Annotated in this window: 16 protein-coding genes and 1 pseudogene; 16 read left to right on the top strand and 1 reads right to left on the bottom strand. The window is 31.0% G+C overall.

Features of this window, described 5'->3' with window-relative positions; translation table 11 throughout:
- Positions 1–43 precede the first annotated feature (43 nt).
- The 11 genes and pseudogenes from PHD84_09170 (at position 44) to PHD84_09220 (ending at position 9,561) form a co-directional block, all read left to right on the top strand.
- Positions 44–463, top strand: coding sequence for a hypothetical protein (locus PHD84_09170; protein ID MDD5637966.1), 420 nt, complete (start codon positions 44–46; stop codon positions 461–463).
- 316 nt (positions 464–779) lie between these two features.
- The gene (locus PHD84_09175; GenBank protein MDD5637967.1) at positions 780–2,876 is read left to right on the top strand and encodes an O-antigen ligase family protein; all 2,097 of its coding nucleotides are present in this window, start codon (positions 780–782) and stop codon (positions 2,874–2,876) included.
- Positions 2,877–3,013: 137 nt separating this feature from the next.
- Entirely contained in the window at positions 3,014–3,817 is an 804-nt protein-coding gene (locus PHD84_09180) for a hypothetical protein (GenBank protein ID MDD5637968.1), read from the top strand.
- 490 nt (positions 3,818–4,307) lie between these two features.
- Positions 4,308–5,918 carry a carboxypeptidase-like regulatory domain-containing protein gene (locus PHD84_09185; protein ID MDD5637969.1) on the top strand — a complete coding sequence of 537 codons (1,611 nt, stop codon included), beginning with the start codon at positions 4,308–4,310 and terminating at the stop codon, positions 5,916–5,918.
- 149 nt (positions 5,919–6,067) lie between these two features.
- Positions 6,068–6,304 (top strand): hypothetical protein, encoded by a 237-nt coding sequence (locus PHD84_09190; protein MDD5637970.1) that lies wholly within the window; start codon positions 6,068–6,070, stop codon positions 6,302–6,304.
- Positions 6,297–6,647: a type II toxin-antitoxin system PemK/MazF family toxin gene (locus PHD84_09195; protein ID MDD5637971.1), complete on the top strand. Its 351-nt coding sequence runs from the start codon at positions 6,297–6,299 to the stop codon at positions 6,645–6,647. The genes PHD84_09190 and PHD84_09195 overlap by 8 nt, the downstream gene beginning before the upstream one ends.
- A 40-nt stretch (positions 6,648–6,687) precedes the next feature.
- Positions 6,688–7,497 (top strand): Wzz/FepE/Etk N-terminal domain-containing protein, encoded by an 810-nt coding sequence (locus tag PHD84_09200; GenBank protein MDD5637972.1) that lies wholly within the window; start codon positions 6,688–6,690, stop codon positions 7,495–7,497.
- 513 nt (positions 7,498–8,010) lie between these two features.
- A complete protein-coding gene (locus PHD84_09205) occupies positions 8,011–8,346 on the top strand; it encodes a type II toxin-antitoxin system PemK/MazF family toxin (protein MDD5637973.1) in 336 nt (111 codons plus the stop codon).
- A gap of 437 nt (positions 8,347–8,783) precedes the next feature.
- Entirely contained in the window at positions 8,784–9,098 is a 315-nt protein-coding gene (locus tag PHD84_09210; GenBank protein MDD5637974.1) for a nucleotidyltransferase family protein, read from the top strand.
- 56 nt (positions 9,099–9,154) lie between these two features.
- Positions 9,155–9,339: pseudogene (locus PHD84_09215) on the top strand (GIY-YIG nuclease family protein).
- Positions 9,340–9,345: 6 nt separating this feature from the next.
- Positions 9,346–9,561 carry a four helix bundle protein gene (locus tag PHD84_09220; protein MDD5637975.1) on the top strand — a complete coding sequence of 72 codons (216 nt, stop codon included), beginning with the start codon at positions 9,346–9,348 and terminating at the stop codon, positions 9,559–9,561.
- Positions 9,562–9,571: 10 nt separating this feature from the next.
- On the opposite strand, the gene PHD84_09225 is transcribed toward PHD84_09220, so the two are convergent.
- On the bottom strand, positions 9,572–9,763 hold the full coding sequence (locus tag PHD84_09225) for a hypothetical protein (GenBank protein ID MDD5637976.1): 192 nt from the start codon (positions 9,761–9,763) through the stop codon (positions 9,572–9,574).
- Between PHD84_09225 and PHD84_09230 the strand changes: the two genes are divergently transcribed.
- The 5 genes from PHD84_09230 to PHD84_09250 form a co-directional block, all read left to right on the top strand.
- Positions 9,746–10,432, top strand: coding sequence for a winged helix-turn-helix transcriptional regulator (locus PHD84_09230; GenBank protein MDD5637977.1), 687 nt, complete (start codon positions 9,746–9,748; stop codon positions 10,430–10,432). The two genes, PHD84_09225 and PHD84_09230, sit on opposite strands and share 18 nt — an antisense overlap.
- Positions 10,433–10,755: 323 nt before the next feature.
- The gene (locus tag PHD84_09235; protein MDD5637978.1) at positions 10,756–11,121 is read left to right on the top strand and encodes a four helix bundle protein; all 366 of its coding nucleotides are present in this window, start codon (positions 10,756–10,758) and stop codon (positions 11,119–11,121) included.
- A 500-nt stretch (positions 11,122–11,621) separates the two neighbouring features.
- The gene (locus tag PHD84_09240) at positions 11,622–12,908 is read left to right on the top strand and encodes an ATP-binding protein (protein MDD5637979.1); all 1,287 of its coding nucleotides are present in this window, start codon (positions 11,622–11,624) and stop codon (positions 12,906–12,908) included.
- 123 nt (positions 12,909–13,031) lie between these two features.
- Positions 13,032–13,433: a four helix bundle protein gene (locus tag PHD84_09245; protein ID MDD5637980.1), complete on the top strand. Its 402-nt coding sequence runs from the start codon at positions 13,032–13,034 to the stop codon at positions 13,431–13,433.
- A 458-nt stretch (positions 13,434–13,891) separates the two neighbouring features.
- A partial coding sequence (locus PHD84_09250; GenBank protein ID MDD5637981.1) for an AAA family ATPase occupies positions 13,892–14,480 on the top strand: 589 nt, incomplete at its 3' end.

Genomic DNA, 14,480 nt, shown 5'->3' on the forward strand with positions numbered 1-14,480 from the left:
TTTATATTTTTACTTTAAATAACCTACAAGGAGAAAGATTTAGATGAGAAAATCAGGTTGGTATATAATAATGACTATGGTTATGGCTTTGCTGGTAACCGGGTGTAATGGATTTACTCTATCATTGCCCAATGAGGAATATGACCAGGAAAATACTGAATTGGCATATCTTAAGATATTTCCTGCAGAAGCAGAGATTAAGGTAAATCAATCCAAGGCATTTGAAGTAAAAGCTTATAATAGTGACAGTAAATTGATTGCTATGGATGTTTCCAAAATAAAATGGTCAGCCAGGTGGACCACTTGTATTTCATGTATAGAATGGACACTTACACCAACGCAAGGTTCTGCTACAACCATTTTTACTCCCACTAACCCGGAAAAGACTGGAAAATACATAGTATTTGCTAATTATGGAGGGACAGAAGGCAAATGGGCTGATGCTGATGTGTACGTGAATTGATAAATGAACAGTATTTATTACCAATTACTGATATGTTAAAAACAAAATATATTCAGGACAGTATAATAGTCAGCTAGGTTCAAAGAGGTTATTAGTTTTTAGTTAAAGAAACAGTTTAAATGCATGATATTACCATGACATATTAACAACATATCTTGGCAATGGTAAGAAATAATATAATGATATAACTATTTAGAATTTAGAGAATTTTCATAATTATTAATTGGAAATTTCTAAAGTACCGTATTCTTTAATGTATTTAAGACTCGATACACGATACCGAATACTATATACCAATATTATTAAGTGAGCATATATGAAAAGACAAAACAACTTATCGCTAAATAAAAATAGCTATACTGAATGGGATGAGGGGATATTTATAATTCTTATTGCTATAATAGTAATTCTTCCTGTTATTTTTTACCGTTATAGTATACCGAACTTTGCTCCAATTAAAGAGTTATCATTACAGATATGTGTTGTGCTTAGCCTGACCATGTGGGCATTAAAAATGATTACCACAGAAAGTATCTACTGGCAGGAAAGCAGTTTAGATAAGCCTATATTCTTATATCTATTAGTAGGATGTCTTTCTCTTATTTGGTCAATTAATATCTATCAAAGCATCCTTGCTATTCCGTTATTCATAGCAGGTCCCCTGCTCTTTTATATCATTACTAATTCTATCCAGCAGCAGAAAAAAATAGAAGGATTATTATTAATCCTTATTATTGTTGGTTTAGTCATGGGTATTTATGGTATTCTCCAGTATTTCGGAATTGATTTTAATTTTTGGAAAGGAAATATAGAGAGACAAAAAGTAATGGGATTATTTGGTAATGTAAATTATTTTGCTGAATATTTGATATTGCCTATTGCCCTTACTATTGGCATTAGTTTATCAAAAAAGAAAATTTTTAATCGCTTATTTCTATTTTCTGCTTTAGCAGTAATGGGTACCACACTTTTTTTAACCTTTACCAGAGGTTCTTATCTGGCAATAGCTGTCACTATCCCGGTAATAATTTCATTCTATTACAGGAGCACTTCTACAGAACCAGATAAGCAATACTATAAAAAAATAGTATTACTTTTCCTATTATTAGTAATTGTTGCCCTGGCAATTATTTATATTCCTCATCCCTTAAATAAAGACAGTACTCCTTTGGGAAAGCTAAGGCAAAGGGTTACAATTGAAAATATAACTTTTGGAGGCTCTACTCTCAGGAGAGTTGCAATATGGAAGTTTACCTGGATGATGATAGAGGATTATCCCATATTAGGTTCAGGAGTAGGTACCTATGATTATCATACCTTAAAATATCAAGCTGAATTCTTCGCTAGGGGGAATAATCGTGATATTTATCCCCATGGAAAGGCAGCCCAGGCACATAATGAATATTTACAACTCTGGTCTGAATTGGGTATCATAGGTTTACTGGTCTTCTTATGGCTGATAGTGAGCTATTATCGTAATATATTGAAATACCTTAGCAAGATAAAAGATGAAGAAAAGGCTATAACTATTGGACTAACTGGTGGAGTGACAGCTGTTTTAGTTGATGCCCTCTTTGGATTCCCCTTACAATTAGCTGCCTCAATTTCCCTATTCTGGCTGTTTATAGGCTTAACTATCTGCCAGATAAATATAGCTCTGAAAAGCAAGAAAGATACAATGCCTATTGAAAAAGATAACCACAATAATAAAAAAGAAATTCTTGAAGATGTACAGAAAAAAAATAGTTTTTATAGGCAGCCAATTAAAAAAGGGATAGCTTATTTTATTGTTGTTGTTTTAATGATTGTATGCATACTTTTTCTAATAAGGCCTTTTATTGCACGGATCTATTACTATCATGGTAACGACCTGATAACAAAAGTCAATAAGAATAATGAGGCAATAGAGCTTTATAAAAAAGGATTAAAAATGAATCCCTGGTTGGGTGAATTGTATTATAATATTGGTTTAAATTTATCTGCTAGAAGATTGATTACACCAGCTTTGGAATATTATCACAAAACTGAAAAATTTATGGATGATCATTATTTACCCAGGAATATTGCTTCTTTATATCTAAGTAGAAAGGAATATGATAAAGCAATTCCTTATCTGGAAAAAGCTATAAAGTACCACCAGGATAAAAAAAGTATGGTTACTTATCAATTAGAAGTGGGGAATATATATTTTACATTAAAAGATTATCAAAATGCTCTGCGGCATTTTAATGATGTAATTGAGAGTAATCCAAATAGTGTTGAGGGTTATTATGGTCGGGCAGGGGTTTATATAAATCAGGGTAAAAAAGATGAGGCAATTGATGCACTGAAAAAAGTAATTGAGATGGCTCCGGAAAGCAAATTAGCAGGATATGCAAAAACCATGTTAACCAAATTGGAAATAGAACCATAAAATGAAAACTTCATACTAAATACTAACCACCAGTAACCAAAATGTCATTGCGAGAAGCGCAGCATTGAGGCAATCTCATCCAAATAAAATAAAGAAAAATATTGAGAATAAATCTGTTATATGGTATATAAAAGAATATGAAAAAAATTAATTTTTTATTAATCATTACCTTTATCTTTTTCTGTATTACCTTTATCATATTTTTTAATTTTGCTCAGGAACAGAAAGCAGAGGATAATCCTGTATCTATAAGTAAAAATACTCTTATTCCCGGTGTGTCTCGTAATGTATTAATTGAACTATTTATTAATAATGATTGCACTACTTGCCCCAAAGCTGCTTTTTGCTTAGAAGAACTTACCTGGAGTTATGAACCAGGGAGAGTGATTTTAGTAGAAGCTCATATTTGGGATGATGGGTACGATATACCACAAACCCATGCTCGTTATGACTGGTATGTCGGGAATGGCGTAAAGGGTACTCCCGATACCTTTTTTAATGGATTGTCAGAGAGGGTGCAGGGGTTATGCTGTGATTGTGGCGATATAGATGAAAATATTACCGCTTATCAGGAAATCATTGATAAACATTTAAACCAAACATCTCCTATGGGAATAAAAGCAATAATGGAAATCTGCACTGATAAAATAATTATTCAGGGCAGTATTACTAACCTTAGCCATTCTCTGCAGCATAATCTGATGCTCAATGGAATGGTATATTATGAAGGCGATGAAAGCGAATTCTTCTATCTGGTAAAGGATATTTTTGAAGAACAGGATATCTGCCAGTTAGCTCCCCTGGAGGAAAGAAAATTCAGTTTCATATCCCATCTGGATTTGATGGGAATTGAAGATGAAGAACTTGATAGATATTATGGCGTGGTATTTGTGCAGGATAGGTTAACTAAAGAAGTGTTACAATCCTTTCTAATCTATTAACTGTAAGATCCAAGCCTATACCAAAGCTCGACTTGTAAGGACAAATTCGTTATGCGTTATGAGTAGTGCGTATTGCATTAATCATAGGCAACAGTTATATCTAACAATGTTTAACCAAAAACTAAAAACCTTAAACTGAAAACAGAAAACTTAATAATCATTGCGAAGAGCTTAGCGAAGAAGCAATCTTAATAAAGAATAATCTCCTTGCTATAATTATTGAAGATTATTTAACTAGGTGATAAACTAAAATAAGTAAAAATAAAGACAATAAAGATGTTTCACGATTGTAAAAAGATATTCCAAGTAAGCAATAAAGGATATGATTAATTGATGCTAATAGTAATAACAAAGTTTATTCGTATAAGTAGTAGTATTATATTTCATAGTTAGTCTGAAGTAATAATCTAAATTAACAATAATATAATTTATCATAAATAGTAATATATAAAATAAAAAAATAGTATAAACACTAAAATAAATAATTACTATGTGTAAAACAAAACTAAAAAAAGTTATTCTACTGTCTTTCATTTTTTTAACTGTTGCTATTTTTACAGCATGCAAACCACCTCTGTTTCCTAAAGTAACAGGTATTATTACCGGTATAGTAGCTGATATTTCTGCAAATTATTCAGATTATGCATACTATAACAAAGAAGAAAACATAGGAATAATTAAGCCATATTTACCGGTATCTGATGCTTTAGTGACCATCATAGATAACCAGGGTATTTCCCATTATACTCAAACTAATTCAGAAGGTTATTATCAATTTGAAAACCTTTTTATTTCTGCCAATACCTTTATTGATATGGTTAAGGAAACTAATCAGGGTAAAAAGGTGTATCGTGATATCATTCCCATAGATATCTCTCCTGAAGAAAGCTATTATGTTGGTATTACCAGTGCCTTTGCCACTGCCCGTGTCCTGGTTGTCGAAGCTCTACTCAGTGCAGGGAAGAAAATCAATCAAATAGACCTGGAAAAAATTAGTCAGAATAAATATTTTGCCAAATTGGTAGAACTTGTCAGTAAGGCTCAAATGTCAGAAAAGGACCTTGCTAACCATTATCTTGTTCAAAAACAAATAAATCTCATTATTAGAAGTATTATATGTCCTTCCAATTCCTCCTCACCTGTTCTAATTTCTCCTCCACTACCACATCCACCGCCCCTAAGTTCTGCTAAAGATTTTTTAAGCTATCAATTTAGGGCAGAAGATAATGCAGCCCTTTCTAGTGATATTATAGGAAGAATTGATGAAGAAATGTATCTGATAGAATTAATTGTGCCATACAATACTGACTTAACTAACCTAATTGCTACTTTTGAACTTTCCGCTTATGCTTCAGCCTACATTGTTGAAGATATTCAGGAAAGCGGGACTACTTCCAATGACTTCAATCATACCCTTACCTATACCATAATAGCAGAAGACGGGAGCAAACGGGACTGGCAGGTGGTAGTGGATAAAGAGATTGGACCTCTGCATCATTTTGCTATTGCCGGGTATCCAGATTCCTGTATTGCTGGAGATGATTTTGGAGTACACGACATTACCATCACTGCTTGTGATATAAACAACAAAGTAAAATATGATTACCAGGGAGAAGTCTATTTTACAGCTACTGATAGTAAAGCAAAACTGCCCTATATCTTCTCACAAAAGTATACTTTTACTGAAGATGATCAAGGAAGACAAGTCTTTCCTGCTGATGGATTTATGTTTGAAACAGCAGGTTCGCAGATAATTGCTATTACTGATGGTGAAATTTCAGCAGAAACTGAACCAATTACGGTTTTAGCTGCTCCCCTGGTGCGATTTCAATTGGAAAGAATTGACAGCCAGATTGTAGGAGTGCCCTTTAATATAACTATTACCGCTAAAGATAGATTCTGGAATACTGTTACTGATTACCATGGTATCAATACCTTAAGTGATACTACTAATACCATCATTCCCAAAAATAGCGGAAATTTCGTTAATGGGATCTGGAGTGGCGAGGTAACCATTTCCTTCACCCAAAATAATGTTCAAATAACTACCAGCGGAGATGGCAAAACCGGCTACAGCAATCTTTTTAATATTTTGCCCTAATTCAATATTTGTATAATCAGCAATAAACATAACAAAACATAAAGAGAATGATATTTCAAGACCTTACACTATTATCCAAATCCTATTATCCGTATTTTTGACAAGATAAAAAATACGATATATAATGCTATCGAGGAGGAGTATAAGAAATGAGAACTAAAAAAAAATTAAGCATTACCATCGATAATAAATTATTGGAGGAAGTAGAAAAAACTTCAAAAGCACGAAAATTTTCTAAAAGTAAATTGACAGAAGAAGCATTAAAACTCTGGTTTAAGAAGAATAAAGAAGAATTAATGGCGCAAGGCTATAGAGAAATGGCAAAAGAGGATCATGATTTTATTGAGTTTACTTTAGAAGCCCAGAAAGAAGTCCTCCATGAATAGTTTTCCTAAAAGAGGAGAGATATGGTTAGTTAATTGGAATCCATCCAGAGGCAGTGAACAAGCTGGAATATGGCCTGCTTTAATTATTCAAAATAATATTGGAAATAAAAATGCAGCTACCGCTATTGTAGCAGCAATATCTAGTTCAGTTAAGTTATATCCTATTAATGTTATTATTGAAACAAATGAGAGTGGACTTAAAGAAACTTCTATAGTAAAAACCAGCCAGATATTGACTGTTAGTAAATTAAGACTTGAGAAGAAATTAGGGAAACTTAGCAAAGAGAAAATGGAACAGGTAGATAAAGCTCTAAAATTTAGCTTAGGACTAAATGACTTTTAAAGGGAGCACCAGCTAAATTTAATAGAAAGGTGTCAGTATAATGGAAGAAGAAATAGATTTACGAGAATATATTAAGGTCTTAATTAAGAGAAAATGGTTAATTCTTACTATTTTTTTACTCTTAGTTATCACTGCCGGTATCGTCAGCTATTTAGTTTTACTGCCTATTTATGAGTCATCAGTAACCTTCAAAATTGCTCAAATTAATGATGAATTATTATTTGATACCAATGATATAGAAAATAAAGTTAAGAGCGATCATGTTTTACAAAAAGTGATTGATAACTTACAACTTGATGTAACTCTAAGAGAATTAGCCAGCATTATTAAAATTGACAATATAAATGAAAGTGGTTATGTCAGATTAGCCAGTGAAAGCACTTCTCCTGAAACTGCAAGAGACATAGTTTTATCCACAGTAAATCAATTTGTTGGATTAAACCAGACATTTTATCAAACAAAGATAGATTTATTAAAAAAAGAAAAACAATCTTTAGAAAGTCAGATGACTTTAGAAAGGGAGAAAATTGAGGAAGCCGAAAGATTAAGGCTTGATATTATCAATTCAGAGGGTTTATCTTTGACTGAAAAGCAAATACAAATAAATCTTTTACTAAATTATTCCACCCAGATTAGAGAAAATTATAATCTATTGGCTAATCAATATTATACCTTAGAAAATCAAATACTAAATTCCAACAATTTTGAAATTATTAATTATCCCTCCGTTCCACAATCACCCATCAAACCAAATAAGAAGCTAAACCTGGCTATTGCTGGAGTGCTGGGATTATTTTTAGGAGTATTCATTGCCTTCTTTACAGAATTCTGGCAAAGCAATGGAAAGTAAATCAACAAAAAGGCAAAACAAGACTTATAAATTTTAATGCAAATAAGGCTTACTTAAATTATAAACCTGTAACCATATCCTACTTCAAATCAATCAACGGATAAATAATGACTTATCTCTGGAATTTGCTTATAAACACAATTGCCATGGTTCCACATCTGTAAATTATAACATTAGTAAAAATTGGCAATTGGAACTAACTGGCTTTTTCTGTAACACTCACAATAATGATTTTAAGGGTGACCAAAATACCAGAGAATTTTCTCTTCTAACATCACTATCCTACAGATTCTAAAACTTACCCCTCACCCTCTCCCACTCCCACAGTATGATTTCCTCAAAGAATTAAGTTATTCGCCACCCTGAACGGGACTTCTATAAAAGAATATGTTCTTACCAGTATACGAGAACGTTTGGCAAGAGAGCCTGAAGAAAAGCAATTATTGTCAATGACCAACCAGGTTACTCCTGCACTAAAAGAAGTATGGGATAATGAGAAGGACGAGATTTATAATGAGTTATAAAAAGGGAGACATTGTCCTGGTCAAGGTGATTTTTTCTGAAGGTTCTGGTACCAAAAAACGACCGGCTTTAATAATAAGTGATGAATATTACCATAACAACAGACAGAAGGTTATTATTGCCGCTATTACCAGTAATATTGAACGAATACTTCCTGGTGATACAAAAATTAAAGAATGGAAAAAAGCTGGATTAAAATTTCCATCATTAGTAACTGGAATTATTCAAACTTTTAAAAAAGATATAATTGAAAGAAGGTTAGGAGATCTTGCTCTTTCTGATTTATTGGAGTATCAGTCTACCCTTAGAAAGACATTTGGTTTTTAATCATAATAAATCTTATTATATGGCAATAATTTTTTATCTCGCATCTCGCACCTTGAAACTGTATTTATATTTAACTTGAACCTTGTAACTTTATTAACTCGCACCTTGTATTTGATTGTATTTTCGATGCAATACGCACGACTATTTTGACTGGTAGACCGGCCGACCGGCAAACTGGCCGACTAATAGGTTTTTTGTATTTAACCGGCCAACTGGCAAACTGGTGAACTGGTCAATTGTATTTCTGTAATTGGCAAACTGGTCAACGGGTCAATTGACGCTATATTTTTCATTACTTATCACTTGTTACTTAATTAATTTGACATCTTCAACTCCCTTTAAGTATAATTTTACTAAGTTCACGTCCTGAACATTAATTGGAAATTTTAAAAATTGCTTTATGTTTTTTACATATAAAGCTGGGTGGAGGCTAAGGTATGGCAAAAATAAAAGCTATTAATTTAAACAAAATTATTGAGATCCTCAAGAAACATAAAGATGAGTTGAAAATAAAATATGGGATTAAAGAGATTGGTATTTTTAGTTCTTTTGTAAGAGGAGAAGACAAAGAAAAAAGTGACCTGGATATACTTGTAGAATTTGAGGAGAATACAGATATTGACCTTTTAACATTCGTTAATATGGAATATTATTTAACTGAAATTGTTGGAATAAAAGTTGATTTAGTAGAGAAGTCTGGATTGAAACCAAAAATAGGTAAACAAATATTAAAAGAGGTAATCCATATATGAACCCCATTAGACCTGATTAGTTTTACACTTATGTTCTAAGAAGTAAAAAAGATGAAATTCTTTATACAGGAGCTACGAGCAATTTGAAGAAAAGATTTAAAGAACACAAAGGTGGATTAGTTTTTTCAATAAAACATAAAATTCCTTGAAGTTAATTTATTTTGAAGATTGTTTAGATAAAAGCAATACTTATAAGAGAGAAAAATATCTAAAGAGTAGAATGGGAAAAAATATCTTATAAAAGGCTTTGATCGTTATTCAAAAAAAGTTTATAAATTTTTTAGTTATTTCCAGAGGTTCAATTTCCGAAGTGCAAAATGATCTTTTTATTGCAAAAGATTTAAATTATATAAATGACGATGAATTTCAAGAAACATATAAGGATTCAAAAAAGATTGCAAAGCAAATTAATGGATTAATAAAATATTTAAGGACAAATGAAAAAACTTTTTCTAACAAATAAATTAGCTTAATTATCCAACCGGTAAAATGGGTAATTGTCTTAATTGGTAAACTGGCAAACTGGTAAATTGGTCAATTGTATTTGTGTAACCGGTAGACCGGGTGACTGGAAGACTTGTGTTTATTTGACTGGTAGACCGGTAGACTGGTAAACCGGTAGACTGAATTGACTGAAAGGAAATTGTATGCCCAACATTAAGCAAATTGACATGCTCTTAGAGCTAAAAAACAATCCCTCCACAAATCAGCGTTCCTTATCCCAAAAATTAAATATTTCTTTAGGTTTAACCAATGAAATTTTACAAAACCTCATTCATCGCGGCTGGGTAAAAGCTAGCAAATTGAAAGGGAGAAAATGGCTTTACTTGATTACACCTGCCGGAATGTCTAAGGCTACCCAGTTTGCATTTCAACGTTTCCAGGAAACCCAAAAATACTTCTGGGATGCTGAAAATATCATTATTAATTTACTGGATAGTTTACACCAAAAAGGAAAAAAGAATCTCATTATTTTAGGGAAAAACCAATACACCAAGTTAATACTCCTGGCATCAACTGAATCACCCATTGAAATAACCGTGATTATATCTGAGGAACAGTCCCAGAAAAACTTGTTAGGACATCAGGTTGTTTCTATAGATGAATTTACTAAAAAAATTAACCAAGTACCCGAAGAATACCAGAATAATATCATAATATCTGTTGACCAGGAATTAAAAGAATCACTTCTATCTAAAATATCTCAAGAGGCTAATCATAATAATAGTAGTAATGAAGAATCAATCATTGATATTATCAACATTGATGACTTAATCAAAAAATATATCAGCAGCCAGCATAACAATGTTGCAAATGAGAAGGAAATAAAGTAAAATATACTTGTTCATATTTTGAACAATGTTAAATGCTAACAAATTAATATACATGCAAGCGGATGAGCAACAGAAAAAAGAATTAATAAGTCATTATTTTTCTTATATTTGATTAGTCGATTGGGGATTGTCTGATTCCTTATATATTGGAAGTTCGGTGATAGGCTGTTCTGTCGATTGGCAGATCGGAAGATTGGCGATTGGTTGCTCTTATAAGATTGGCAGATTATAGTTTTTTGTTTCTTGTATTTGTTTTTTGATTGGTCGATTGTCGAGATTGGCGATTGGATGATTGGTAGATTATATTTTTGGAGGCTCACTTTTTGGCTAAAATAAAATCTTTTGAAGAATTACCTGTTTGGCAGCTTGCTAGAAAATTTACATCCGAGATATATAGATTAACAAATAGTTTCTCCAAGGGTGAGATGTACGGTATGACTTCTCAAATAAGACGTGCAGCCGTTTCTATAGGTTCAAATATTGCCGAAGGCTTCGATCGTAGAACAGATAAAGAATTAACTAATTATCTATCCATGGCTAGGGGTTCTTGTGCAGAAATACAAAATGACCTCTATATTGCACTTGATTTAAAATATATATCAGAAATAGAGTTTAAAAAATATTATCAAGATACAAAAAAAATTGCTCAGCAGCTGAATGGCCTTATGAATTATTTAAGAAATGTTTAAATTATAATTGTGGAAAGTAACATAATGTGTATAAATTTAATTTTAAACACATTATCTGGATAAACTTTCAGTTTAACCACACTTACCACAATAGACCTATTATTCTTTTTGAAAATATTTAATTCAATTTTATTTGATTTGAAAGATTCTTTGATTCTTTATAGATTGGCAGATTGGCTGATTCTTTGATTTTTTACAGATTAGCAATTGGAAGATTGTGCTTTGATTGGCAGATGTTAGATTTGTTTCTTGTATTTGATTCTTGATTGGCGATCGGTAGATCGGATAATTCTTTATAGATTGGTCGATTGGTCGATTGGTTGATTCTTCTGGATTGGCAGATTGGAAGATTGATTTAAAGGATTGGTAGATTGGCTTTTTATTGTGAACTAATTAATCGTCCTTGTAAAAAGGATAAATATGTTATAATATGGTTTTATAAAAAGGACAAAAGTATTTAGTTACTCCTTTTATAACTATATGAATGGAAATATTTAAGCATGGTAAGTAAAGAGCTCTTAAAAGAAATCATTATATCTAATGAAGAATTTATTACCCGGCAGGTAAAAAATATTACAAAAAGAGAGGGTATTTCTATTCCCGAAACATTAAATAAAGTAGTAATACTCTTTGGTGTAAGGAGAAGTGGTAAAACCTATATCTTATTTGATCTATTTAAGAAGCAGAAAGAACAATCATTATATTTAGATTTTGAAGATGAAAGACTAAGCGATTTTGAACTAAAAGATTTTGAGGTATTAAAAGAAGCATTTCTGGAATTAAAACCCAATCTAATAGGTAAAGATCTTGTATTTCTTTTTGATGAAATTCAGAACATCGAAGGTTGGGAAAAATATTGCCGAAGAATTGTGGAACGGGCGAACATAAAAGTATTTGTCACTGGTTCCTCTTCGAGAATAATGCCTATGGAAATCCACACATCTTTAAGAGGGAGAGCTTGGAGTGTAGAAGTAACCCCCTTTTCTTTTAGAGAATATTTATATATAAAAAATATTGATGCCAATGATAAAAATATTATTTATGGCTCGAAAAAAACCTTAATAAAAAAATATTTCTATGAATATATAAAATGGGGAGGTTTCCCCGAGGTGTCTCTTCTAACATCGGACTTTGAAAAGAAGAAGGTTATTACAGAATATCTCGAGGCAATGTTTTTCAAGGACCTGGTGGAAAGATTTAATATAACTAATATCCATCTTTTAAAAGCACTTATGGAAAAACTTTTTTCCTCATTTTCCTTAAAAATTTCTTTGAATGCTTTCTATAAACAATATAAAGAAAAATTTCCTTTTTCCAAAGATACTTTATTTTCGTATTACCATTACTTCTTAGAAAGTATGCTTATTTATGAGATAAGAATATTTGCTGAATCTTCTTATAAGAGAATGAGAAATCCGGCAAAAATTTATCTTGTAGATACCGGTATCTGTAAAAAGGTTACCTCTGATGATTGGGGAAGAATATTAGAAAATATAGTCTTTTGGCAGTTAAGAAAAAAAGGAGAAGAGGTATTTTATTTTGATGAAAATAGAGAATGTGATTTTATAGTAAAAGATAATCAAGGTAAATTAACTTCCTATCAAGTAACCTGGGAATTAAAAGAAGATAATGAAGAAAGAGAGATAGAAGGCTTAGTTGAGGCTTGCAAAAAATTAGGAATAAAAAAAGGTACAATATTTACCTTTGATGAAGAAGAAAATAAGATTATTGAAGATATAGATATTCGAATATTACCAGTATGGAAGTGGCTATTAGCAGATCAGTGAAATAGTTAATTTGTTCATTGGTTCATTAGTTTCGTTGGTTAATTAGCTCATTAGTTCGAAATGATAAAATAAAAAATTTACTTGATTGGTTTAATAGTTTATCAAAAAGTTAAACAGAGGGAAATGACAAAAATTAATTCTTTTTACAATTTAGATGTTTGGAAAGATGCCAGATCTTTTACCAGGGAAATATATCAAATTACGAACAATTTTCCAAATAGGGAAAACTATGGACTAAAATCTCAAATTACCCGTGCTGCAGTTTCAATAATGAGCAATATCGCAGAAGGTTTTCATAGATATTCAAAAAAGGAGTTTATAAACTTTTTAGTGATATCAAGAGGCTCTATAGCAGAAGTACAAAGTCATTTATTTGTTGCATTTGATTTAAAATATATCACTAAAGAACAATTTAATGATGTTTATTCTAAATCAGTAGATATTTTCAAACAAATCAATGCTTTTATCAGATACTTAAGAACATGCAAAGAATACAAAGATTATAAAAAAGAAATCGAAAAGTAATTAAATATTTGTGCTAAACTAATGAACAAATCAACCAATCAACTAATTAATTGTATTTTATGTATTTGAACTAATTAACTAATTAACTAACGAAACTAATGAACTGTTTTTGTGAACCAATTAACTAACGAAACTAATTAATTGTATTTTTTGTATTTGCTAACAAATTAACCAATAAACTATATTTTATGTATTTCTGAACTAATTAACTAAATAACTAGCGAACTAATGAACTGTTTTTTTGAACCAATTAACCAATGAACTAATTAACTAATTAACTAATTAACCAATGAACCAAGTATACTATCTACTGATTGTTATTGATTTGTAATTGTTAATTCTTGTTTTTCTACTGTCATAATTGTATAATATAGAGGGAAATATTAACAAAACATTTCCTCTTATATAATTTAATAAATAAAAAACAGTTTGCGACTTGAAATTTTAGAAAGGCTTATATGATAGATAAGGAAATACTGTCAGAAATAATACTGGATCATCAAAAGAATACCTTGCCTTCCTTAGTGGAAAGGGAGCTGCAAAATTTTATTAACTTAGAAATTCCCCTAAATAGGGCAACGACTATATTAGGGCCAAGAAGGAGTGGCAAAACCTATTTTTTATATTCCTTAATAAAAAAGCTCATTGATAAAGGAATAAAAAAAGAAAGGACCTTGTATATAAATTTTGAAAATCCTAGATTAGTTGCCATGGACTTAAATGATTTAATATCTTTTTTAAATACCTTTTATGAAATCTATCCGGAAAATAAGAAACAAAAAATATGGCTTTTTTTAGATGAAATACAAAGAATAGAAAATTGGGAAATATTTATAAGAGATTTATTAGAAAAAAGAGATGCTTATATATTCATTTCCGGATCTTCATCTAAACTATTATCACAGGAAATTGCTACCTCTCTTCGCGGTAGAACCCTGGATTATCTCATATTGCCTTTTTCATTTAAAGAATATTTAAGATTAAGAAATATAAATTACCAAAAATATTTATCATCTGAAGAGAAAGCAAAGTTATTAAATTACTTTG

Source organism: Atribacterota bacterium, assembly GCA_028717805.1.
Taxonomy (GTDB): Bacteria; Atribacterota; Phoenicimicrobiia; order Phoenicimicrobiales; family Stramentimicrobiaceae; genus Stramentimicrobium.